Origin of the sequence: Hyalangium minutum (assembly GCF_000737315.1) — a bacterium.
Lineage (GTDB): Bacteria > Myxococcota > Myxococcia > Myxococcales > Myxococcaceae > Hyalangium > Hyalangium minutum.
Window position 1 is genome coordinate 238,030 of the sequence record NZ_JMCB01000009.1, and the last position, 24,143, is coordinate 262,172.

Sequence of the window (24,143 nt, forward strand, 5' to 3'; positions counted from 1 at the left end):
TCCACCCATGTGTCCGAATTTCGCATATATGCGGGCTCTTTGGATCTAGGACAATCCGCGAAATATTTGACTTGGAAGAGCCGCTCCATTGCTGTGCAAAAAGAATGCACACATTTCCAGTTCTAGACGCCATTTTTGCTGCTTCTCAAAAGCCTCAATCTCTTCAGGAGCAACGGAAGCATTGGGAAAGTGATGGGAGGAGAGTTCCTTCAACAAGGGCTCGATTGACATAGGTTTCAGCCCGCAGATGCCCAATTAGCCACGAACCCTTGTCCACAGAAAAGGGACTTCCCGGAAGGGTGGCAAATCCCGCAAGGTGCGCGGATCACCTCCGCCCCGGGAAGGTTCCCATGCCGCTTCGTGTTCCCCTCCTCCTTGTGCTGTGCGCCCTGCTCGTCCCCCTTGCTCCCGCGCTCGCACAGCCCGCGTACAACGAGATCCGCCAGAAGTCGTCCCACAACTCGTACCAGCGCTCTGAGGCGCTGATCGATCAGCTCGTCTACCACCGCATCCGCTCCATCGAGCTGGACATTCACAATGGCAAGACTGGCTGGTCCGCCGTCTCGGGCAACTGGTACGTCTACCACGCCACCACCGAGCCCGAGACCACCTGCCACCGCCTCTCGGACTGTCTGGACGAGCTGCGCGCCTTCCACCTCGCCAACCCCAACCACGAAGTCGTCACCGTCTGGGTCGACCTCAAGGACGCCTTCGAGACCGGCCGCATGCCCGCCGATCTCGACACCCGCATCACCACCCACCTCCCCTCCGCCTGGCTCTTCAAGCCCTCGGACGTCATGGCCGGCTGCCCCGGCGTCTCCAGCCTCCAAGCCGCCGTCACCGGCGCCTGCACCTGGCCCGCCCACACCGAGCTGCGCGGACGCTTCATCTTCGTCCTCACCGGCGGAGACCTCTCCTCCTCCACCAGCAAGCTCAACACCTACGTCTCCAACGGCTCCACCGCCACCACCCGCGTCGCCTTCGTCGCCCCAGACCTCACCAGCAGCTCCGGCATCTCCTCGAAGACCTACGCCGTCTTCTTCAATATCCAGGCTCCCAACGCCTCCGTCGCCAACAACGTCCATCTGGCCAACTTCGTGGGCCGCGTCTGGGACGTGAACGACTCGGGCACCTGGAACGCCGTGCAGCCGCTCAACGTCAACCACATCGCCACCAACAAGGTGAACTACCACCAGGACACCTGGGCCGTGACGCACAACTCCCTGGGCTGGCCCTTCCAGTGCCTCGACGGCTGGGCCTGCGGCGGCTACCAGGAGCCCGTGGATGTCATCGGCGCCGAGGTGAACACCGGCGACATCTGGAGCAGCAGTGACAGCTTCCTCTTCGCCCACGAGTCCAACACCGCCGTCACCACCACTTCGTGGACCGCCTCCGTCTCCACCCCCAACAGCCACGTGGACGAGTGGGGCAAGGCCTGCCTCATGGTCCGCGCTGGCACCGCCGCCAACGCCCGCTACTTCGCCATCTGTCGCGCCGCCGACAACAACAAGCTCCGCATCCAGTACCGCTCCGCTACCGGCGGTGCCTCCTCCGCCTCCGAGGTGGACATCGTCCCCTCCGACACCGTGGACCAGGAGAGCCTCACCTTCCTCAAGCTCACCGTGCAGTACGACGGCACCCAGACGTGCGCCTGGGGCTATGGCTCGCAGAACGGCTCCACCTGGAAGCTCGTCGGCAGCCAGTGCTTCTCCGGGCTGCTCGCCAACCAGGGCCTGGCGGCCGCCTCCCACGGCAGCGGCAAGATGAAGCTGCTCTTCTCCGGCGTGAAGCGCGGCTCCACCCTCTACCGCGCCGCCTCCTTCCCCTCCAAGACGGCCATTGGCTCGGTGAGCTCCTGGCGCGTCTTCGACGGCTTCTTCTAGGCCTCGTTGAATAAATGGGCGGCCCTTGCGTCACGGCCCTGCCATTCCCTTACCCGCAGGGCCGCCCATGCTCCTTACCCTCCTTGGACTCACGCTCCTCGCCTCCGCCCCGCCCGCTCCTCCCGCCAAGTGCCTGTCCGCCAATGGGCGCACTGCCTGTGGCTACTCGTGCCGCGCCAGCTTCAGCGAGGTCCGCTGCGCCAGCACCCCATACGGCACCTGTGCCACCTTCAATGATCGCGTGTACTGCTTCGATCCCCCCGCCTCGGCCATCCACCACCCCCCGGACGAGGGCCTTCGCCCCGAGTGCAAGGGCGTGGCCGGGCAGGCCGCCTGTGGCTTCAACTGTCTCATCGCCAAGGGCCAGGTGGCCTGCGCCAGGACGCCTTATGGCGTCTGTCGCGAGCACTTCAACGAGCTGAAGTGCTTTGATCCGCCCGAGGGCACCCTCCACGAGTTCGGCTCCTCCATCCCCCGGCCTGCCTGCCTGACAGCCTCCACGGCCATCGAGTGCGGTTATGACTGCAAGGCGGACCGCTCGGAGGTGAAGTGCGCCACCACCCCCCGCGGCCGCTGCGAGAAGCACGACAACCTGCTCGAGTGCTTTGATCCGCCCGTCCTGACGCAGTGCGCCCACGGCCAGCCGCCGGATCCGGACGAGGTGCGCAAGCCGAAGTCCCAGCGTCAGGACGAGCAGGAGGCTCAGGAGAAGGAGAAGGCCCAGCGCTGACCGCGTCCTTCCATTCCGCTTCCTCCCCCGGCCCTGCCCCGCGAAGCACCTTCCCAGGGCGTGGAAGCAGATTGCCCCCCTCCGAACAACCCCTGGCCCACCCGAACCCCTGAAGGTTGCCACTCCGACCGGCACCCCGCCTGCAAGGCACCGCAGCGTAGACGTGCGCCCACTCGAACCGGGGCGCGCGGAGTTCAACCAGGGGGTCGGTCGTGGATGGGTGGAAGCGTGGAGCGAAGTGGGCGGTATGTGCCGCCGCAGTGGGGCTATGGGTGCAGTGCAGCGGGGAGCCGGAGTCTCCGGTCTCCATTACTACCGAGGAGAGCGGAGTCGTCGAAGAAGCCCGGACGTTCATTCCCATCGCGGATGCGCGCGTGGATGCCAACAACCCGGCGACGAACTACGGCGGTGATTCGGTCCTGAAGGTGGATGCGTCGCCGGATTACGAGACCTTCTTGCGCTTCGAGGTGAGCGGGCTGAGCGGCACCGTGCGCCGAGCCAAGCTCCGCCTGTATGCGACGGATGCCACGGCGAATGGGCCCTCTGTCTACACCACGGGCTCATCGTGGCAGGAGAGTTCGGTGACGTTCCAGACGAAGCCCTCCGTGCAGACGCACCTGTCCACGGCGGGCGCGGTGGCGGCCAACACGTGGGCCGAGTGGGACGTCACCGCCGCCGTCTCCGGCAACGGCACGGTAAACCTCGCGCTGGTGCCCACCGGGAGCGACGGCGCCGTCTTCTGGTCGCGCAACACGAGCTCGAACGCCGCCTACCGGCCGCAGCTCGTGGTGACGGTGGAGACGAGCACGCCCACACCGCCGCCGCCCGGTAGCGGGGGCTGGACCTTCTATGGCACCGCCCAAGGAGGGCCCCGCTACGTGTACGGGGTGAGCGCCGACGCGGGCGGCAACATCTGGGTGGCCGGTGGCGAGGAGGGACTCTTCGTCCTCCAGGCGGGCCATACGCGGTTCCGCCGCTTCACCATGGCGGATGGCCTCAGGCCCTACGGCTACATGCTCGACGGGAGGGCGCCTTCGGGAGTGAAGTACCTGAAGGTCATCTCCGTGGCCGGAGGCCCCGCGGGCGTCGCCTTCGTGGGCTACCAGGGCAAGCCGCCCGCCTCGGGCATGCCCACCTGCGAGGACGAGTGGGATCAAGCCTACTACGCGGGCCGCACCCCAGACGCGAGCGTCTACAAGAGCGGCGACGCGGATCGGGTGACGCTCACCGCCACCGGCATCCATGTGGTGCACTACGACTTGTCCACCGGTCCCAACAAGGTCGCCGCCGAGCCACGTGGCAGGGAGAAGCTCTGCAACATCTGGCGCATTGCCTATGACGCCCGGACGAACAGCGTCTGGTTCGGCGCCAACCACGGCTTTGCCTGGGGCCGCGCCAACTTCCCTGGCTACAGCTGCGCGCCGGGCACTTGGGACTACGGCTGCGCCGGGGTGATGGAGCACGTGCATCCGGCCATCAACGCGTGGAACTCCTCGAAGACGGGCGGCATCCTGCTCACCGACGCGTACTACGGCGTGTCGGTGGCCTCGAACGGAGACGTGTGGTTCGGCGGCGCCAACCGCTCCACCCGCTTCCGCTACGGCACCAACGGCAACAACTACTGGCAGGCCCAGGTGGAGACCGAGGGCAGTTCCTACATATGGAACCGCATCGACATCTGGCCCGACGCCGTGGCCGAGCCCACCTGGCCTACTCGCGAGCAGCGCGTGGATGACCACGTGTCCGGCATGGCCGTCATGAGTGATCAGACGGTCTGGGTGGGCAGTTGGGACCGGGGGCTCGCCCAGCTCAGCTCCTCGGGCCACGTTCTTCGACGGCTCTCCACGCAGCTGGCGGATGGACACGGGTACGTGGCGTCCGTGGCAGCCGATCCGCTCGACAACAGCGTCTGGGCGGGCATGTCCTGGGGCGGAGGCCTGAGCCGCGTGCGCGGCAGCAGCATCCAGCACTACGGCAGCGGCGTCCTGCCCAGCTCGATGCTCAACCTCCGCGTGTCGGACATCCAGGTGGACCGCTCGGGCAGCCGCCGCCGCATCCTCGTCGGGTTCCTGGGCGACGCCTCCACGCCCGGCTCCGTCGGCATCTACACGGGACAGTAGGCCTCAGGACCTGACACGGACTCCGGCGGGGGCCACACGCTCCGCCGGAGCCGTTCCACTCGGGGATGAAGACTGGCAGCCCTGGGTTTCCACGGTGTATGAACGGCTCTCCACCGAGGAGAGCCCATGCGTCTTCAGGACAGTCCACGAGGGGCCTCGCTTCTCCTGCTGGCCGCCGTACTGCTGTCCAGCACCGCGCTCGCGCAAGAGCCCGAGGTGCCGGACTGGGCGGAGGGTTGGAAGCAGACCTGGCTGGAGGCCTACAAGAACGGCTCCCTGCAGCTCTCCGCGAAGGTGAACCCCCGCTACCTGGGCAACGGCCCGCAGGAACTCCTCGCCGTGCTCGAGCTGCGCGCTCCAAACTTCCCCCCGGGCGAGCACCCTCCCGCCAGCGTGGCGCTGATCATCGACCACTCGGCCTCCACCGCGGGCCGCCACCTGCTCATCGCCCGCAGGGCCGCGCTGGATGTGATGGATGGGCTCAAGGACTCGGAGCACCTGGCCATCATCAGCGTGAGTGACAAGCCGCGCGTCCTCCATGTGGCGCCGCTGACGCCGGAGAACCGGCAGAAGATGCGCACCTACGTCTCCCAGCTCCAAGCCGAGGGCCGGAGCGATCTCTCCGCCGGCATCGACGCCGCCAACGCGGAGCTGGCCTCCCCCTCCGAGGCGAACTTCTACAAGCAGGTGATCATCCTCAGCGATGGGCGTCCCACCGACGGCATGGTGGACCAGGACGGCCTGGCGGAGCTGGCCCGCGTGGCACGCGAGGAGAGCAGCATCCACACCAACACGGTGGCCGTGGGCAATGACGCGGACATCGACTTGATGGCGGGCATTGCCAAGCAGGGCTGGGGCTTCGCGGCCACCCTGAACGACTCCTCCGCCACCGAGCGCGTGGCGAAGCGGCAGCAACTGGATCTCGTGCGGCGCGCAGCCAATGCGGTGGAGCTGCGCGTCAGGGCGGGCCCCACCGTCACCCTGGTGGACGTGATGGGCGCGGAGGCCACCATCAAGGGCAACCTGGCACGCATCTCCGTCGGAGAGATCGGCCCGGGAGAGACGATCCCCATCGTCCTCCACCTGTCCACGGACAACGTGGGCAAGCAGGTGCGCCCCATAGATCTGGCCCGGGTAGAGCTCACCTACGAGGATGCGCTCGTCGAGAAGCGCCGCACGCAGAACCTCACCGTGGAGGCGGAGCTCAACCCGGCCCAGGCCCGGGGACGCGGCTCGCTGAACGTCGAGGCGCTGCGGGCTGGGGCCCTGGCTTACGTGAAGGAGCACACCGCCCACGCCGACGAGGCCGCCGAGGATGGGGATCAGCTCACCGCCAAGGAGCTCCTCGACTCCACCCGCGAGAACGTGAAGCAGATGGGCGCCTTGGCCCGGCTGGAGATCACCGACGCGCTGGCCCTGCTCAACGAGCGCAGCAGCCAGATCCTCCAGCAGGCGCGCCCCCCCCCCAAGCCGGATCCGCTGGGCGACAAGAAGAAGAAGTCCTCCAAGCTCCAGAAGAAGAAGAAGCGTTAGCCCGCTGAGCGCCGCGACTCACCCGAGGAGTGCACCATGAGCATCACTGTGTTCGACAAGCCCGGAGCGAAGGTCAAGCTCAGTACCCTCTCCGAGCAGCCTCCCAAGAAGCTAACCGAGGAGGATGCACGGCAGGAGTTCGACAAGCTGGGCCAGGAGTTGTTCGATCTGCAGGACCTGCTCTGGGGCGCGCGGATGAACTCCGTGCTCGTCATCCTCCAGGGACGCGACAGCGCCGGCAAGGATGGGACCATCAAGCACGTGGTGGGCTGCCTCAACCCTCGCGGCGTCCACGTCACCTCCTTCGGTGTGCCTACCTCGGAGGAACTCGAGCATGACTTCCTCTGGCGCATCCACCGCCACTCGCCGCGCAAGGGCGAGTTCGCCATCTTCAATCGCTCGCACTACGAGGATGTGCTCGTCGTCCGGGTGCACGACCTGGTGCCCAAGTCCCTGTGGAAGGAGCGCTACGAGCACATCCGGGACTTCGAGGAGCTGCTCGCCGAGCACGGGACGATCGTCCTCAAGTTCTTCCTCCACATCAGCAAGGGCGAGCAGAAGAAGCGCCTGCTCAAGCGCGAGGAGGATCCGCGCACGGCGTGGAAGCTCAATGCGGGCGACTGGGAGGAGCGCGAGCTGTGGGACGAGTACACGGACGCGTATGAGGAGGCCATCTCCCGCACCTCCACGGAGCTGGCGCCGTGGCACATCGTCCCCGCGGACACCAAGTGGTACCGCAACCTCGTGGTGGCCCGCGCCATCGCGGCCGCGCTCCGGCCTCACCGCAAGGCGTGGCAGAAGCAACTGGATGAAGTCGGAGCGAGCAAGAAGGCAGAGCTGGAGGCCTGGCGCAAGGGCCAGCGCTGACCTCCGGGGCTCGGGAGGGTGGCGCACCTTATGGAATGGAACCCGGCGAGGGAAGCTGTAGGCTCCCGCGCCCTCAGGGCTGGAGGGCCAACATGAAGGCAGCGCGTTTGACGAAGTTCGGAGCTCCGCAGGACTCCATTCACGTCGTGGAGGAGGAAGTCGGCCCGCTGGCGCCGGGCGAGGCCCTCCTGGAGGTGCTAGTCACCCCCATCAACCCGTCGGACATCGCCACCATCGCCGGGCTCTACGGAGTGCTACCCAAGCTACCGGGCGTGCCGGGCAACGAGGGCGTGGGCCGTGTAGTCCAGGTGGAGGGCGAGGCGCCCGTGCAGGTGGGCGATCTGGTGTTCCTGCCCATGGGCAGCGGCACGTGGCGCACCCACATGAAGGCCAAGGCCCAGCGCCTGCTGCCCGTGCCTCCTGGGAAGGATCTGCTGCAGATGTCCATGCTGTCCGTCAACCCGCCCACTGCGGAGCTGCTGCTGAGCGAGTTCGGCAAGCCCCAGCGCGGCGAGTGGGTCATCCAGAACACGGCCAACTCGGCGGTGGGGCGCTACCTCATCTCCCTGGCGAAGCTGGAGGGCATCAAGACGATCAACGTCGTGCGCCGCAAGGAGCTGGAGCCGGAGCTGAAGGCCCTGGGCGCGGACGTGGTGCTGGAGGACGGTGACGGGCTGGCCGAGCGAGTGCGCGAGGCCACCGGCGGCGCGAAGGTGATGCTGGGCATCGACGCGGTGGGTGGCTCGGCGACGTTGAGGCTGGGCGACGCGGTGAGCGCAGGCGGCACGGTGGTGCACTACGGCTCCATGAGCGGCAAGGCGGCCACCCTCTCCCCCGCGGCCCTGATCTTCCGGAACGTGACGCTGCGTGGCTTCTGGCTGGTGCCCTGGTTCAACAACACCCCACGCGAGACCCAGGCCGCGCTCATGGCGCGCCTGGCGAAGCTGGTGGGAGACGGCACGCTGAACGTCCCGGTGGATGCCACCTTCCCGCTGGAGAACCTCCAGGAGGCGCTGGCGCGGGCCATGGAAGGCGGACGCCAAGGCAAGGTGCTGCTCACACCCGTGAAGCGCTAACGAAGGATACGGGGAGAACACGCATGCCTGGACGAGTCGAAGGCAAGGTTGCACTGGTGACAGGGGCTGCATCGGGGCTCGGCGCGGCGATGGTGCGGATGCTCGTGCGCGAGGGCGCCAAGGTCGCCATCACGGATCTCAACGAGGCGTCGGGCCAGTCCCTCGCGAAAGAGCTGGGCGAGGCCACTCGCTTCTGGCGCCTGGACGTCACCAAGGAGGACGACTGGAGCTCCGTGGTGGACGCGGTGCTGGCCACCTTTGGCCGGCTCGACGTGCTGGTGAACAACGCGGGCATTGGCGTGGTGAAGGACATCGAGACGTGCTCGCTCCAGGAGTGGCGCCTGGTGCACGCGGTGAACCTGGATGGCGTCTTCCTGGGCTGCAAGCACGGCATCCGCGCCATGCGGCAGTGCGGCGCCAAGGGCTCCATCATCAACGTCAGCTCCGTGGCCGGGCTGGTGGGCGTGGCGGCCCTCCCCGCATACAGTTCCAGCAAGGGCGGCGTGCGATTGCTGTCCAAGTCCGTGGCGCTGCACTGCGCGAAGAAGGGCTACGGCATCCGCTGCAACTCCATCCACCCTGTGTTCGTGGAGACCCCCATGGTGGACGCACTCGCCAAGGCCATGGGCCCTGCCGACAAGAGCAGAGAGCGGCTGATCAAGAGCATCCCCATTGGCCGGTTCGGGCACCCGGACGAGGTGGCCAACGCCGTGCTGTTCCTCGCCTCGGATGAGTCCTCGCTGATGACGGGCTCCGAGGTGGTGCTGGACGGCGGCGCCACGGCGATGTGAGCGGCGCGGCCCGCCCGCTCAGCGGATGCGCACGCGCCCATCCTGGATGCGCGCGTCGCTCCCGAGATCCTCGGAGAGGCTCTGAATGAGCTGGGCCGCTCCGGGATCGTCCTGAACGAGCCGCGGCGGCTCTCGCAGCCCGGCTCGCAACGGCACGGCCTCCACGTCCACCGCCGCGCCCTTCGCGTCGATGCGGAAGCGCAGCACGTAGGCGTCCCGCTCCTCGGTGCAGCGGCAGGAGAAGGCCACGTTTCCCAGCGAGTACGCGATGACTCCCCTGCCCCGCCGCTCGATGCCCTGCGGCGTGTGCGGCCCGTGGCCCAGCACCGCCGTGGCCCCCGCATCGATCAACCTCGCCGCCAGCCTCCGCTGCTCCTTCGAGGGCAGCAGCGCCCCCGTTCGCCCCCAGTGCAGGGACACCAGCACCGGCCCCACCTTACGGGCCTCGCGCACCCGCGCCTCCAGCGCCACCGCCGCTGCTTCCGGCCAGCCCTCGGTCACCTCCCGGGCGATAAGCCGCACCCGCTGGCCCTGACGGACGAGCTCGGCCTCCTCAGAGGCCGTGGCTGACTGGATGCCCTGTTCCCGCAGGTGCGCCACTGTCTCCGCGAGCCCGGCCTCGCCCTGATCCAGCGCGTGGTTGTTCGCCAGGGAGACCCCGTCCACCTTGCCCTGGAGCCAGCGGGCCATGGCGGGCGGCGCGTTGAACTTCAGGGGGCCCTGCGGCTTGCCCTCGCCCGTGAGCCCGGACTCGCGGCCCGAGGCCGTCAGCGGTCCTTCCAGGTTGACGAAGCGGACATCCCCCTGGAGCAATGTGGCGAGCGGCGCCACCTGCGCCTCGGGCGTGCTGGCGCTGAGCTGCAAGTCCCCCGCGGCAGAGACGGTGACGGGCGAGGCCGCCAGGAGCAGCGACAGGAGCAGGCCCATCACACGGACCAGAGGGCCTCGACCCGCGTGCGCACCTTGAGCCGCTCCTCGCTGAACTCGGGGAGGAGCCGGAGGTTCGCCAGCGCCGGGCAGCGGTCAATCCACTCCAGATCGATCAGCGCCGTGTCCGCCGCACGCCGCAGGTACAGCAGCGCGCGCCGCGGCTCGTCCTTCAGGCACAGCACCTCCGTGGCGAGCTGACACATCATGGAGGCGAACCGGGGACTGAGCGGCTCCGCCAGCCGGTCGTCGAACACCGCCATCGCGGCATCCACCGCGACTTCCCCCAGGATTGCGGCCGAGTACTCCGTCGCGTTGCGTGCAACCAGGGCGGGTTCCTTGCGCAGTTCCTCGAGTGTGTATCGGACCTCATCGCGCTCGTTCAGCCAGGAGGCCACGCGCATGCGCAGGAGGAGCGTCGGGAGGTGGAGCAGCGGATAGCTCATCAGCTGCGCGAGCGTCTTCCGGTAGTCCTCCAGCCGCCCCCGGAGCGCGCTGCAGCGGGCGATCTCGTAGAGGGCGATGGACAGGTTGGGCTCCAGCTCATAGGCCAGCCGCAGCCGCTCCATGCCCTCGTCCGCGCGCCCCGCCTCGCACTGGAGGCTGCCCAGGTACTGCAAGGCACCCGCGAACGTCGGCGCCGCGTCCAGGGCCGAGCGCAGGGACACCACCGCCGTGCGCCAGTCACCCACCTGGGTCGCCATCATTCCCTTGGCCATCAGTGTCTCGGCCAGATCCGGCGCCACCCGGACGGCGCGCTCCACACTGGCCCGGGCCACGGCCGCCCAGTCGCGGGAGTGGTCCGCCGAGCGCATGAACCAGGCCCGCATCACGGAGACGGCGTGCAGCGCCTGGGCCGGCAGGAACTCGGGGAACTCTTCGATGCATCGCTCCAGCGGGGAGATGAGCTCGTCGGGCATGACGCGGGGCATGGAGTACACCTGGCTCAGCCCCTGCCGATACACCGCCATCGCCTCCGAAGAGACCTGGTCCCGGTAGGCGGCGATGAGCAGCTCGCTCCGGAGGGCCTCCGCCATGCGCCGGCCCAGCCGATCCTGCAGCGCGAACACGTCCTCGCCCGAGTCCTCGAAGCGCCCGCTCCAGAGCTGGATGCCCGAAGCCACATCCACCAGCCTCAGGGTGGCACGCACCGCCTTGCCCGCGCTCTGCACCGTGCCATCCGCCACGAGCCCCACGCCCAGCTCCCGCCCCACCACACGGGGATCGCGCTCGTTGCGGAAGCGCGCCGTGGCCCCGCTGCTCTGCACCTGGACGCCCCGGGTGCGCGCCAGCACGTCGATGACGACCTCGGTCAGCCCATCGCCCAGGTAGTCCTGATCGCGAGGCCCGATGAACCGCAGCGGCAGTACCGCCACCCCTTGCTCGGACGAGCGGAGAAAAGTCCGAGGCGTGGAACGAGCCACGCCAGCGCCCGTCACCGCGGGCTCCTCCCGGGTGGACGGCAGGGTCCTCGGCGTCGGCGGCGCGGTGGTGGATGTCCCCGAGCCCGGAGCGGGTGCACGAGGAACTGGCGTGCTTGTGGCCACCACCGCCTCGGTGGGCTCTCCCACCGAGTTCAGCCACGCCCGCAGCATCGCGGCCACCTCGAAGGCTCCGGATGGCCGCTCCTCGGGCTCTCGCGCCAGGCAGTTCCGCACCAGCAGGGCGAGCGTCTCCGGCACCCCCGGGCGCCCGGAAGGATCGGGAGGGGGCTGCCGCAGCCGGGCGAAGGCCACCGCCATGGGGGAGTCTCCGGTGAAGGGCGGCTCACCGGTGAGCATCTCGTAGAGCAGCAGACCCGCCGCGTACAAGTCCGAGCGGACCTCCACCACGCCACCGGAGAGCTGCTCCGGGGCCATGTACATGGGCGTGCCCACCATGCCCTGCGTGCGCGAGGCCGCCTCCCCCGCCATGGCCCGGGCGATGCCGAAGTCCGTGAGGACCACCCGGCCGCCCTTCTCCACCAGCACGTTGGCGGGCTTGAGATCCCGGTGCACCACCCCCGCCGCATGCGCCGCGGCCAACCCCTCACACACCGCCAGTGCAATGCGCGCTGCCCGCCCCGCCCCCAGCGCCCGCTCCCGGCTCAGGAGCGCCTGCAGATCCTCGCCCTCCACGTACTCCATGGTGAGGAAGAGGTGCCCGCCGTGCTCGCCCAAGTCATGCGTGCGCGCCACGTGGGAGTGGGAGATGCGCCGGGCCAGCCGCACCTCGCGGCGGAAGCGCTCCAGCAGGTCCTCCCGCTGCGAGTCCTCCAGCTCCAGCATCTTCAAGGCGACCACGTCGCCCACCAGGGTGTCTCGGGCCCGGTACACGGTGCCCATGCCCCCTCGGCCAATCTTGCCCAGGAGCTCGTAGCGCCCCGCGAACAGGCCCGCGCCTCCCTCGGTTGCCACGCGTGGCGCCCCCGGAGAAGCCAAGACGGTATCGTTGCTGCTGAGCGGAGCGTCCGCTTTCTCGCGGTCCTCGGACACGGCCGCCGGAGTCTACCCCCCCGGCTCCCTCCCGCCCAACAAAGCGACATCCCCTGGGTTGGGAACGACCTGGCATGCAGGCAGCCGCCGATAGGGCCGTAGGGGCACCGCCACGCCGCCTCCACGCACTCAGTAGTAGGCTATAGCGCCATGCCCCAGCGTGCAGGTTACACGTTCCACGAGACGCTCCACGAGAGCACGCGCTCCATGCTCATCCGGGCCACTCGGCTGCGCGATTCACTCCCCGTCATCCTCAAGCTCCCGGGCGGGGACTACCTGGAGCGGCGCCGGACGCTGGAGATCCACCGCGAGCACGCCATCGCCCGCCGCGTGGAGGGCGAGGGCATCATCCGCGTGCTGGGGGTTGAGGACCTGACCGACCGGGTGGCGCTGGTTCTGGAGGACTTCGGAGGCCGCTCGCTGCGGCACCTGCTGGATGAGCGCGGCCCGTTGGATGTGGAAACGTTCCTGGACTACGCGCTGCGCATCAGCGCGGCCCTGGGGCACATCCACCGAGCGGGCGTCATCCACAAGGACATCAAGCCGCAGAACATCATCGCCAACCCGAACACGGGGATGGTGAAGATCGCCGACTTCTCCATCTCCGTGGCCATCGCAGTGGAGGCGGTGAGCCCGGACAGCCCCACGTTCCTGACGGGGACGCTGGCGTACATGGCGCCGGAGCAGACGGGACGCATGAACCGCGGGGTGGACTACCGCGCGGACTTCTACGCACTGGGCGCCACCTTCTTCGAGCTGCTGACGAACCGCCGGCCCTTCGAGTCCACCGAGCCGCTCGAGCTGCTCCACGCACACGTGGCGCAGGTGGCGCCCTCCCCTCGGGAGATCATCCCCTCCATCCCCGAGCCTGTGTCCGCCATCGTCGTCAAGCTGCTGGCCAAGGATCCGGACGCGCGCTACCAGAGCGCGTGGGGGCTCATCTCGGATCTGGAGGAGTGCCAGCGCCGCGTGAAGGCGAAGACACCCCTCACCTCCTTCCCGCTCGGAATCCTCGACCGGACGGTGCAGTTCCGGCTGCCGCAGGGGCTCTACGGCCGGGCGGCGGATGTGGAGCAGTTGGCCGCCGCGCACGCCAAGGCTGCCTTGGGCCGAGGGGAGTTGCTGCTCATCTCGGGCTCGGCGGGCATCGGCAAGTCCTCGCTCGTCAACGAGCTGCACCGGGTGACGGCTGCGAGCCGTGGCCGCTTCACCTCGGGCAAGTGCGATCAGATCAACCGAGGCGTGCCCTTCGACGCCGTCCATCAGGCGCTGCGGCAGTTGGTGAAGCAGGCGCTCGCCGAGGGCGAGGCGGAGGCGGAGGCGGCGCGCAAGCAACTGGACGCGGCGCTGGGGGTGAACACCGCAGTGCTCGTCGAGGCCGTGCCGGAGATGCGCTCGCTGCTGGGCGATCAGCCTCCGTCGGCTCCCCTGCCCGCCGCCGAGTCCAAGAACCGTCTGCACCGGGTGCTGCTCAAGGCGCTGGAGGCCTTCGCCACCGCCGAGCGCCCACTGGTGGTGTTCCTGGACGATCTGCAGTGGGCGGACGTGGCCACGCTGTCGCTGCTCCAAGAGCTGGTGCGCGATCCGGATTGCCTGTACCTGCTACCGGTGGGGACCTACCGAGACACCGAGATGCCCTCGTCTCACCCGCTCGCGCTGGCCATGGACGAGCTGCGCGCCACCCACACGCCCGTGCACGAGCTGCACCTGGGGCCACTGGCTCCCGAGGATGTGGCGAGAATGGTGCGCGAGGCCACAGGCGCGGACACGGGGCGGGCGCTGGGGCTGGGCCACCTCATCCACTCGCGCACGGGCGGCAACCCCTTCTCCATCCGCGAGTTCCTCCGCTTCCTGCACGATCAGCAGCTGATCCAGTTCAACACGCGCGCCAGCCGGTGGGAGTGGGATCTGGCGAAAATCGAGGCGCGGGAGATCCCCAGCGACATCGCCGGGATGATGGCGGACGAGCTGCGGCGCCTGTCGCCGGAGACGTGCGATCTGCTGCAGCTGGCCGCCTGCCTGGGCGTGGTGTTCAGCTTCCGCGATCTCATGGTGGTACACGGGGCGTCGTCCCGGGACACGGCGAAGACGCTGTGGAGCGCATTGGAGCAGGGCTTCGTGCTGCCGCTGAGCAAGGACTACCTGCTGCTGGATCCGGAGGGCGGCACGCCGCTGCTGGCAGATCTGGAGGTGTCCTTCCGCTTCCTGCATGACCGGGTGCGCCAGGCGGCGTACTCGCTGCGGCCCGCACCCGAGCGCGCCGAGCGCCACACGCAGGTGGGCCTGCGGCTGCTGGAGGACGCACGGGCCACGGCGACGCTGGAGGAACGGGCCTTCGTCATCCTGCCGCACCTGGCGTACGCGCCGGAGAAGATCGAGCCGCTCGCGCTGCGGATGGACCTGGCGGACATCCACCTGAGGGCGGGGCGCCGGGCGAAGGCGTCTGGCGCCTACAAGACGGCCTGCGAGCTGTTCCGGGCGGGCAATACGCTGCTGGGGGCCTCGGCGTGGGAGACGGAGTACGACCGGGCCTTCACGCTCCAGTTGGAGCTGGCCGAGTCCCATTACCTGGCGAGCGAGCTGGATGCGGCGTCTGCGGGCTTCTCCACGCTGATGAAGCAGGCGCGCACGCCCGCGCAGAAGGCGACCGTCATCGCGATGCAGGCCAACCTGGCGTCGCTCACCAGCCAGCACACGGAGGCGATCCGGGTGGGGCTGGAGGGGCTGCGGCTGCTCGGGGTGGAGATCCCCACCACGGTGGGCCAGGCGGAGATTGGGGCGGAGATCGGCGCGGTGATGCAGTTGCTGGGGGGCCGCAAGCCCTCGGAGCTGCTGGCGCTGCCGAAGATGAAGGATCCAAACGTGGAGCTGTCGATCGGCCTGCTGGCCGCGATCGCCGCGTCCGCGTACATGGCGGACCAGGGGCTGTTCGCGCTGCTGGTGCTGCGGATCGTCCGGCTCTCGCTGGAGCACGGTAACAGCCGGCTGTCCTCGTTCGGCTACGTCATCTACGGGGTGCTGCTGGCGGCGGCGCTGGATGATCCCGGGACGGGCCGGGAGTTTGGCCAGCTGGCGGTGGAGCTGTCAGCGCGCTTCCGGGATCCGATGCTGCACGCGCGAGTGCGCTACCTGCGGGCGGGGCTGATTGACCAGTGGACGCGCGGGGCCCGAGCAGGCGTGGCGGAGCTGACCGAGGCGTACAAGGGGCTGATGGAGAGCGGGGACTGGCTCTACGCGGGGCACTGCATCACCGTGCGGCTCTGGCGGCGGGTGGCGGTGGGAGATCCGCTGCCGGAGATCCTGAACGAGAACCGGCGGTTCATCGAGTTCATCGAGGCGAAGAAGGATCCGGACTCGCTGCAGATGTTCCTGAGCACGCACCGGACGCTGCTGGCGCTGATGGGCGAGGAGGCGCCGCCGGTGGCTCCGGCCACCACTGCGGGGCACACGGCACAGGCCTACGTGTATCTGGCGGCGGCCGAGCGGCACTTCCTGATGCGGCAACCAGAGGAAGCGCTGGCGAAGGCGGAAGAGACGGTACCGCTGCTGCCGTTCATCTCGGGCCTCTTCCACGTGGCCACGCATGCGTTCTACCACGCAATGAGCGCGGCGGCGGTGTACGGGGAGGCGAGCGCGGAGCGGAAGGAGGCGCTGCTGCAGGTGATGGAGCAGCACCGTGCGTCGTTGGAAAAGTACGCGAGCCGGTGCCCCGAGAATTTCTCGCCACACCACCGGCTGGTGAGCGCGGAGCTTCACCGGCTGAAGGGGCAAGATCCCGAGGCGCTGGCCGAGTACGAGCGTGCCGTCGCGGCGGCGCGGGCCAGCGAGTTCCTGGGGGTGGAAGCGATCGCGTGCGAGCAGGCCTTCCGGTTCTTGCAGGCGGAGGGCCGTCACTTGCAGGCCTCAGCATACCTGCTCGAGGCGCTCTACGCGTACGAGCGTTGGGGGGCCACGGCAAAGGCGCGGCTGCTTCAGGCCGAGCAGTCCAACCATCTGCTCTCTCACGGAAGCGCGCTGCGGCGCTGGGATGGCAAGCCCCGGCCGACGACGGGCTCGACGCACCCCACGCTGCAAACGGGGGGCAGCTCGACACACCAGACGACGTCGGACTCGATGGCCGAGGCGCTGGACATGACGTCGGCGATGAAGGCATCGCAGGCGATCTCCAGCGAGATCTTGTTCCCGCAGCTGGTGGCGAACCTGATCCACGTGGTGATGGAGAGTGCGGGGGCGCAGCGGGGCGTGCTGGTGCTGCGGCGAGGCCAGGAGTTCTTCGTCGAGGCCACGGGGGAGATCAGCAACCGGGAGAACGCGACCGAGAAGGAAGCCGAGCCCCTGGCGCAGAGCAAGGTGCTCTGCCACGGCATCGTGAGCCAGGTGCTGCAGAGCGGCGCGCATGCGCTGCTGGATGACGTGCTGGCAACGGATCCATGGCGCACCGATCCGTACGTGGTGGAGCACAAGGTGCGGTCGGTGATGTGCTCGCCGATCCGGCACCGCGGGCAGGTGCTGGGGCTGTTCTATCTGGAGAACAACCTGACGTCGGGGGCGTTCAACACGAACCGGCTGAAGATGATCGAGATGCTGACGTCGCAGGCGGCGATCTCGATCGAGAACGCGGAGCTGTACCGGCGGCTCGAGGATTACAGCCACACCCTGGAGGATCGGGTGGCGGACCGGACGGCGGAGCTGCACAGCAAGAACGCAGAGCTACACCGGGCGGTGGAGACGCTGAAGGCGATGCAGCAGCAGGTCGTGACACAGGAGAAGCTGGCGTCGCTGGGAGCGCTGACGGCGGGTATCGCGCACGAGCTGAAGAACCCATTGAACTTCGTGAGCAACTTCGCGGTGCTGTCGAACGAGCGGGTGCGCGAGCTGCGGGAGGTGGTGCCCACGGCGCAGCCGATGACGCCCATCCAGAAGCAGGACTTCGAGGACATCCTGAGCGAGCTGGAGCTGAACACGCGGAAGATCCGCGAGCATGGCCAGCGGGCGGTGGGGATCATCGACGGGATGCTGCAGCACGCACGGGGCGGGAAGCGTGGGGACAAGCGGTCGACGAACGTAAACCAGCTGGTGGAGGAGGCAGTGCGGCTGGTGCACCACGGGCTGAAGGCGAAGAGCACGCGGCGCAACGTGGTGATCGAGACATCGTTCGACGCGACGGTGCCGGAAGTGAACCTGGTCTCGGACGACATCCGGCGGGTGGTGCTGAACCTGGTGGACAACGCGTGCTACGCGGCGAGCGATAAGGCGCAGCAGCCGGGGAGCAAGGAAGAAGCGCGGGTCCGGGTAACGACGCGCTGGACGGGGAAGGACGTGGAGATCCGGGTACGGGACAACGGGAAGGGGATCTCGGCGACACAGAAGGAGAAGCTCTTCACACCGTTCTTCACGACGAAGCCCGCGGGAGAAGGCACGGGCCTAGGGTTGTCGATCAGCCACGAGATCGTGGTGGTGTCCCTGGGCGGCAAGCTGTCGGTGGAGTCCGAGGAGGGCAAGTACGCGGAGTTCATCGTGATGCTGCCGGGAGAGGGGCTGCGCGCCAGCCCTCCGGTCTGACTCTGACAGTCCAGGGAAGCTCAGAAGTCGCTCTCCCCGGCAATGTGCTCCGGGTACCCCGAGATGGCCTGTGAGGCCTGGAGCCCGGACATCACCGCCGCCTCCACGCAGCCGCAGTTGAGCCCCGTCAGCGTCCAGTCTCCCGCCAGATACAGGTTCGGATAGTCCGAGTCGTGTGAGCCCAACCGCGCGGCCGTCGAGCCCGGCGGGGACATCACGTACCGCTCGCTCGGATCGATGTTCGCCCGCCAGAACTGGCTGTCGAACCGTGCCACGCCCTTCGCCCCGCTCGGAGCCACCAGCAGTTCCCAGTCCAGCGCCGTGGGGTTGTACTGCGTCGCCTTCGGCCACAGCGTCCCGATCCACTCCCGCAGCCACTGCACCGAGAGCTGCTTCAGCCGCTCGTGCTCCCGCCGCGGGAAGTCATGGTCCGTGAACGGAGGAATCACCGGCGCGTCCACCAGCGGCGCCGTGAAGTACGCGATGTCCTTCACCGTCCCCCCCGCCCACTTCTCCCGAGGAATCACCTGGGCCATGTCCGCGTACGTGTTCAGCGGCTCGGCGTAGCCCGTCATCACTGTCGGGTCTTCCTTCCACCCCAGCTCCGCGAGCGACTTCGACAGCCACAGCTGCACGCCCAGCGTCTGGTTCGTCTGCAGCGCCTCGACCATCCGCTTCCACCGGTCGCTGTGCGCCATCAACTCCGAGGCCACATACGGGAACGCCCCCAGTGAGATCCCCATCACCAGCACGTCGTAGTCCCGGCCCCTCTCCAGCGTCACCGGCTGCTCGCCCTTCCACGGCCGCGCCCAGGACGACTCCAGGTTGATCCCAGACGCCTCCAGCTCCTGACCATCCACGATCTGATCGTACTGCGGCCGATCCGGCCAGCAGGGCAGCCCCAGCACATCCACCAGCGGCTGATACCCCGCCGCCGGGTTCTTCAGCTCCACCTGCCGCGTCATCTCCACCCGGTCCACATTCCGCGTGAGCGAATGCACGCGCAGCTGGTTCACCTTGTGGAAAAAGTGGAACTGAACCCCGCGCCGCTTGAGCACCTCGTACAGGGGCGTGAAGACCACGTCGCCCATGCCCGCGCGCATCTTGTAGAAGACCGCTCCCTTGTAGTTCAGCGCCATGCGCACCATGAAGCGCGCCGCCACCCCTGCCGCGAGCAGCTGCCGGTGCGGGTGGCCCTGAACGTACGCGAACAGCAGCTGGTACATCCCCTTCACCAGCGGCGAGCGGTACAGCGTGAAGTCACTGGCCCCGTGGCGCTTCAGCCACGCCCGGAAGTCCTCGCCGTCGATGGCATTGAAGCCCGTGCGCAGCACTCCATCCTTCAGCACCCCGCGCGCCAGCACGAGCCCCAGCTCCAGGATCGCCCAGATCTTCCGGACCGAGCTGTTCTCCAGATTCCGCGTGAACCGCGCGGACAGCCGCGCCAGCACCTCCTCCAGCAGCCACACGAGCGCCTCGACCTGCCCCGGATCCTGCTCCCCCGGGAACCGCGGCAACCGAGCCGCCAGCAGCTGCGCCAGTTGCAGCGTCCGCCCAATGCCCGGCACACCGGCCTTCGGGAAGATCGACAGCCCCAGCGCCCGCAGCACACCCTCCACTCGCGATGGCAGCGCATCCGGAGCCGGCGTCGCCGCCGCGAGCCCCGCTCCCGGCGCCTGGTTCAGCAGGTTCAGCAGCGCCTGCAGCCCGCGCTCCAGATACGTGACGAGCGTCGGCAGATCTTCCCCCTCCCCCGTCCCCGGCTCTTCCGAGTTGGTGGCGAACGGAAAATCCCAGTCCCCCCACCCTGTCGCCGTGCGCTCGAAGAGCGTAATCAGCGACTGCTTCTTGAAGGCCTCGTCCACCGTGGCGAGCGGCGCACCCTTGGGCCGCCCCAGCTCCTGGTAGGCCTGGCGCATCACCCGGAACGCGTTCTCGTAGTGCCCCATCCACACATGGAGGCCGTGCTCCTCGATGCGCTGGCTCGCGTCCTTGTTCCGCCCGCTGGCGCCCTTGCCTCCGAGCCGCCACCCCAAGCTGTAGAGGCTGATCTCGTAGTGGTCCTGCCAGCCGGGGTAGTTCGTCAGCCCAAACGCGGCCGTCATCGCGCCCACGCCGCCCCCCAAGATGACGATCTTGCGCTTCCGTCCCCGCACCTGCTGTTCCGTGCTCATGGATGTCGTGCCTCAGCGGTACCAGAACGCTTCGCCAGCGATGCGCAGCGGCTTGCCCGTGAGTGCACGGAACGCCTGCATGCCGGAGATGACGGCGCCCTCGGCCGCTCCGATGTAGAAGCTGTTGTCGACCCAATCGCCACACAGGGTCAGGTTCTCGAAGCCCGTGGCGCCCGGCTGGATCCTCGCCTCGCGAGTCCCCGGCAGCGCCAGCGTGTAGCGCTCGCCCGGATCCACGTTGGCGCGCCAGTACTGGGTGTCGAAGCGCGCCTCCCCAGACCCCTCGTTCGACGGCACCAGCAGCGTCCAGTCAAACACCGGCGGGTTGTTCGGCTGGGTCGCCTTGGGCCACAGCACGCCGATGTCATTGCGCAGAAAGTTCAGAGCGTTCTGCCGGGCCAGTTCCTTGCGGAGCGCCGGGTAGCCGTGCTCGGTGGGCGGAGGCGCCACCGTGGGGCCGGGCAGCGGGCCACAGAAGTACGCCACCGTGAGCGGCGCATTGGGCTGGGCCCAGCCCTCGCGGGGCAGCAGGCTCGTCATGTCCGCCCAGGTGTCGAGCGGCTCGACGTACGCGGTGAGCATGGGGCTCCCCACCGTCCACCCCAGCGCCCGCTGATCCTTCGAGAGCCACAGCTGGAAGGCCTGCGTCTCGATGGAGGCCACCTCCTGCACCATCTTCCGCCACGCCGGGCTGAGCTCCAGCAGCGTCGGGCACAGGAAGCGCACCGAGCCCACCGGGATGCCGAACACCACCTCGTCGAAGTCCTTGCCCACCTCGAGCACGCGCTCGGCCACGTTCTTCCAAGGCGTGTAGAAGGACTCCAGATCGATGTTCTCCCGGAGCAGCTGCTCACCCTGGACGATCTGATCGTAGTTCGGCTTGTCCGGCCAGCACGGCAGGTTCTTCACGGAGACGAAGGGGTCATACCCCGCCGCCGGCTCCTTCAGGTCCACCTGCCGGCCGATCCGCAGCCGGGTAACACGAGGCTTCTTCCCAGGACCGCCCTCGGCGATCACTTCTTCGACGCGGTGGAAGAACTCGAAGCGCACACCGTTCTTCCGGCACACCTCGTAGAGCGGCGCGAAGATGACGTCGCCCATGGAGGCGGTGAACTCGTAGGCCACGTGCCCCTGGTACGTGAGGCAGATGCGCATCACGGCTCGCAGCGCGCTCCCGGCCGCGATCAGCTGGCGATCCGGATCACCATCCACCATGGACATGGCCGCGTCGTAGATGACGCGCGCCAGTGCCGAGCGCAGCGTCAGCGGGTTCGCGCCGTGCCTGGCCAGCCACGCGCGGTAGTCCTGCCCATCCAGGGCATTGAAGCCGTTCGTGAGGACCTTGTCGGCCAGGATGCCCACGAGGTTGGCGATGAGGAAGTCCAGCCCCACACCCAGCTGGTACAGCAGGAAGTTGGACTCGATCAGGTACGCCACCTGGTTCCACAGCCAGCGCAGGAAGGTCCGGATCGCCGCCAGGATCGCATCCGCGATGCCCTCGAGCGACACCGCCAACGCCTGCCCCTGCGCTGCCAGGAGCGCCTGGGAGTGCGCCTCCGCGAGCAGCCGCTCGCCCTCCGCCATGTCCACGCCCTGGGCGACGAGCGAGCCCCCCACTGGCGTCACCAGAGAGACGTGCGCCTTCACTTTCCCGAGCAGCTGCTGGGCCACCCGGAGCACCGCCTCGATGATCTCCCAGGTGGTGGGTTCGCGGGTGCTCTCGCCCGGTAGGAGCGCGTTGGTGGCAAACGGCACCATCCAGCGCTCCCAGCGCCCCTGGAAGAAGTCCTGCATGGCGAGCAAGTCTCTGCCCCGGAAGGCCTCGTCGAAGGTGGCCAGCGGCATCGTCTTCGGCCGAGCCATCTCCCGGTACGCGTCACGCATCAGCGCGAAGGCGTTCTCATAGAAGCCCCAGAAGATGTGGAGCCCGTGCTCCTGGATGCGCCCATGAGGGCCCCGGCCGCTGGCGCCCTTGCCGCCCAGGCGCCAGCCCAGCTGGAACACCGTCACGTCGTACTCGGCCCGCAGCTCCGGAGTCCGGGACAGGTAATACGCCGTGGTCATCGCGGCCGCGCCGCCCCCGAGCACCGCCACCCGCTTCTTCGTCATGAACCGCTCCAGAGGAGGTGACCTTCGTTGAGGCGGAAGTCGAACTGGATCTGCAGCCCTCCGGGAATGAAGAGCTGGCCACGCGAGTCCACCTCCAGCCCCAGCATCTCGGCGAGGGGCTGGGTGGCCAGCGGCTCGATCTTCAGGCGGAAGCGCCGCAGCAGCAGGCGCAGGCTCCGCAGGTGGATCTGATCCGCCTCCGCGCCCACGATCGCCTGGTAGCAGGCCCCCGTGCTGTTGCCCACGGCTCGGAACTGTTTGAGGAACACCATCGGCAGCGTGGGCCGCAGCAGGAACTCGATGATCCGCGCGCCGAACTCGAAGTTGAAGTCCAGCAGCTGGCCCAGCTCATCCCTCAGCACGCCGAGCTTCTGCAGCAGCTCGTCTCCCAGCAACAGGCCCAGCTCGCCATGAGCGAAGGGCTCGCCATCCGCGCGCTCCAGCGAGAGCACCCGGGCCACCTGGGCCTCCGAGTCCCGGCCGAACGTGCGGTAGGCCAGCGAGGAGATCTCGAACGCGCCGGCGCCCTGCCCCGAGCCCGGCATGAGCACGGTGGACTGCTGCTTGGGGAAGCCATACAGCTCGCGGCCCCCAGCCACCGCCCACGGGTTGTCCGAGTAGATGAACGGGACGAACAGCTCCACCTTCTTGCACAGCTCGTCCGGGCCGTGCTTCTTGTAGTCGCTCACGGCGATCCAGAAGGTGGCCTCGCGCTCGGAGGTGTGGCCCCAGTCCTGGAAGCCCTCGGCACCCGAGGAGAGCCGGCCCACATGCTGGAACGTAAGCATCACGAACGGCAGCCGGGGGCGGTAGTCCACCGCACCTCCCGACGGCCCGTTGAGGAACTCGTCACACAGCTCCTGGAGCTTCGACTGCTGGCCTTTCAGGAAGAAGATGTACTGCGTGACGTCCTGGCAGAGACTCGGCGGGGGGAAGACTTGGAGGGACGGGCTATCGATGTACTTCCTCCCCGGGGGAGTCATCAGTTCTCCTTCTTGCCTCGCCAGTTGAGCGGCTTGGGCATCACGAACCGCGCCTTGGGCAAGTATTGCACCACCTGCGGCGTGAAGCGCATGTCCACAAGATCCTTGCCAAGCACGCTGTCGCTGGACAGAGCGAACTCATCCCCCTCGCCAAAGAGGCGAATGTTCGTCTCGAACTCGAAGTGCATCACGTTGCGCGTCTGGAATACCTCCTTGGGGGTAACGAACCCGAAGGTGGCCTTCATGGGCGCAAGCGGGCTGTCCGGCAGCCGCACCCGGCCCATGGCCACGCGCTTGCCGTCGCACGACACGTTGAACCGGCACACGCCTCCGGAGAACTGAATGTCCACCGGCTGCGGCGTGGGGTGCTTGGCGTGCCCATGCACCTCGCGGCCGAAGTCGATGGGCACCTGCTCGTTGAGGATCAGCTTGTGGCAGTAGATGGTGGCGTCCGGGAGCGAGCCCGCCTGCAGCAGCTCCATGGGCGAGTGGGCCACGGCCTCCAGCGTCTTGAGCGAGGCGGGGAAGCTGAGGATGAACTCCTTGTACGGCCCGCACGAGGTGTCGTGGTAGTCGGCGATCCACAGGGCCGCGGCGCACTTGCCTCCCCCCACGGAGACCGGCTGGTAGCGCTGCCCGGCCATCAATCGGCGCACAGCCTCCAGGTCCGCAGGCCCGTGCAGCACCAGGAAATCCACCGAGCGGCACGTGTAGGGGATCTGGCTCACCACCCCCGAGGACAGCTCGTACTCCTCGGTGGGGGGATAGGCATCGAACAGGGACTGGCCAGGCTTTTGCGTCTGCATTGGGGGAACCTCTCGACCGCGCCGAAGTGCGCCAGAGCACTCTAGCTTTGCTCCGCGCCGCGCCTCGATAGGTCCCCAGGGCGCAGCGCTTGAGCGTTCCCCGACAGC

General features: G+C 68.3%; 14 protein-coding genes. 8 read left to right on the forward strand and 6 right to left on the reverse strand.

Annotation, left to right across the window (positions count from 1 at the left end; all coding sequences use genetic code 11):
* Window positions 1-350 precede the first annotated feature (350 nt).
* The 7 genes from DB31_RS24755 to DB31_RS24785 all read left to right on the forward strand — a co-directional run bounded on the left by DB31_RS24755 (window position 351) and on the right by DB31_RS24785 (window position 9,000).
* Window positions 351-1,883, forward strand: coding sequence for a Ca2+-dependent phosphoinositide-specific phospholipase C (locus tag DB31_RS24755; RefSeq protein WP_052420214.1), 1,533 nt, complete (start codon window positions 351-353; stop codon window positions 1,881-1,883).
* A gap of 67 nt (window positions 1,884-1,950) precedes the next feature.
* Window positions 1,951-2,613: a hypothetical protein gene (locus DB31_RS24760; protein ID WP_044191887.1), complete on the forward strand. Its 663-nt coding sequence runs from the start codon at window positions 1,951-1,953 to the stop codon at window positions 2,611-2,613.
* Window positions 2,614-2,825: 212 nt separating this feature from the next.
* Entirely contained in the window at window positions 2,826-4,733 is a 1,908-nt protein-coding gene (locus DB31_RS24765) for a CBM96 family carbohydrate-binding protein (protein WP_240486868.1), read from the forward strand.
* A 126-nt stretch (window positions 4,734-4,859) separates the two neighbouring features.
* Window positions 4,860-6,266, forward strand: a complete 1,407-nt coding sequence (locus DB31_RS24770) for a VWA domain-containing protein (protein WP_044191890.1) — start codon at window positions 4,860-4,862, stop codon at window positions 6,264-6,266.
* A gap of 36 nt (window positions 6,267-6,302) precedes the next feature.
* Window positions 6,303-7,133: a PPK2 family polyphosphate kinase gene (locus DB31_RS24775; RefSeq protein WP_044191892.1), complete on the forward strand. Its 831-nt coding sequence runs from the start codon at window positions 6,303-6,305 to the stop codon at window positions 7,131-7,133.
* A gap of 92 nt (window positions 7,134-7,225) precedes the next feature.
* Window positions 7,226-8,209, forward strand: coding sequence for a zinc-dependent alcohol dehydrogenase family protein (locus DB31_RS24780; protein ID WP_044191894.1), 984 nt, complete (start codon window positions 7,226-7,228; stop codon window positions 8,207-8,209).
* Between the two features lie 23 nt (window positions 8,210-8,232).
* Entirely contained in the window at window positions 8,233-9,000 is a 768-nt protein-coding gene (locus DB31_RS24785; protein WP_044191896.1) for a glucose 1-dehydrogenase, read from the forward strand.
* Window positions 9,001-9,018: 18 nt separating this feature from the next.
* On the opposite strand, the gene DB31_RS45160 is transcribed toward DB31_RS24785, so the two are convergent.
* Both DB31_RS45160 and DB31_RS24795 read right to left on the reverse strand, forming a co-directional pair.
* On the reverse strand, window positions 9,019-9,927 hold the full coding sequence (locus tag DB31_RS45160; RefSeq protein WP_052420215.1) for a CapA family protein: 909 nt from the start codon (window positions 9,925-9,927) through the stop codon (window positions 9,019-9,021).
* Window positions 9,927-12,323, reverse strand: coding sequence for a protein kinase domain-containing protein (locus DB31_RS24795; RefSeq protein WP_240486870.1), 2,397 nt, complete (start codon window positions 12,321-12,323; stop codon window positions 9,927-9,929). Before DB31_RS24795 ends, DB31_RS45160 begins: the two co-directional genes overlap by 1 nt.
* Before the next feature lie 228 nt (window positions 12,324-12,551).
* Here DB31_RS24795 and DB31_RS24800 point away from each other — a divergent pair, with 228 nt between their 5' ends.
* Window positions 12,552-17,963 (forward strand): trifunctional serine/threonine-protein kinase/ATP-binding protein/sensor histidine kinase, encoded by a 5,412-nt coding sequence (locus DB31_RS24800; RefSeq protein ID WP_044191901.1) that lies wholly within the window; start codon window positions 12,552-12,554, stop codon window positions 17,961-17,963.
* Window positions 17,964-17,983: 20 nt separating this feature from the next.
* Here DB31_RS24800 and DB31_RS24805 read toward each other — a convergent pair whose 3' ends face one another.
* From DB31_RS24805 to DB31_RS24820, 4 genes are read right to left on the reverse strand one after another with little or no spacing between them, the layout of a single operon-like run.
* Window positions 17,984-20,137: an FAD-dependent oxidoreductase gene (locus tag DB31_RS24805; protein WP_044191903.1), complete on the reverse strand. Its 2,154-nt coding sequence runs from the start codon at window positions 20,135-20,137 to the stop codon at window positions 17,984-17,986.
* A gap of 12 nt (window positions 20,138-20,149) precedes the next feature.
* Window positions 20,150-22,246 (reverse strand): FAD-dependent oxidoreductase, encoded by a 2,097-nt coding sequence (locus DB31_RS24810; RefSeq protein WP_044191905.1) that lies wholly within the window; start codon window positions 22,244-22,246, stop codon window positions 20,150-20,152.
* Entirely contained in the window at window positions 22,243-23,229 is a 987-nt protein-coding gene (locus DB31_RS24815; RefSeq protein ID WP_044191907.1) for an acetoacetate decarboxylase family protein, read from the reverse strand. Before DB31_RS24815 ends, DB31_RS24810 begins: the two co-directional genes overlap by 4 nt.
* The gene (locus DB31_RS24820; protein WP_044191908.1) at window positions 23,229-24,035 is read right to left on the reverse strand and encodes an acetoacetate decarboxylase family protein; all 807 of its coding nucleotides are present in this window, start codon (window positions 24,033-24,035) and stop codon (window positions 23,229-23,231) included. Before DB31_RS24820 ends, DB31_RS24815 begins: the two co-directional genes overlap by 1 nt.
* Between the last annotated feature and the right edge of the window lie 108 nt (window positions 24,036-24,143).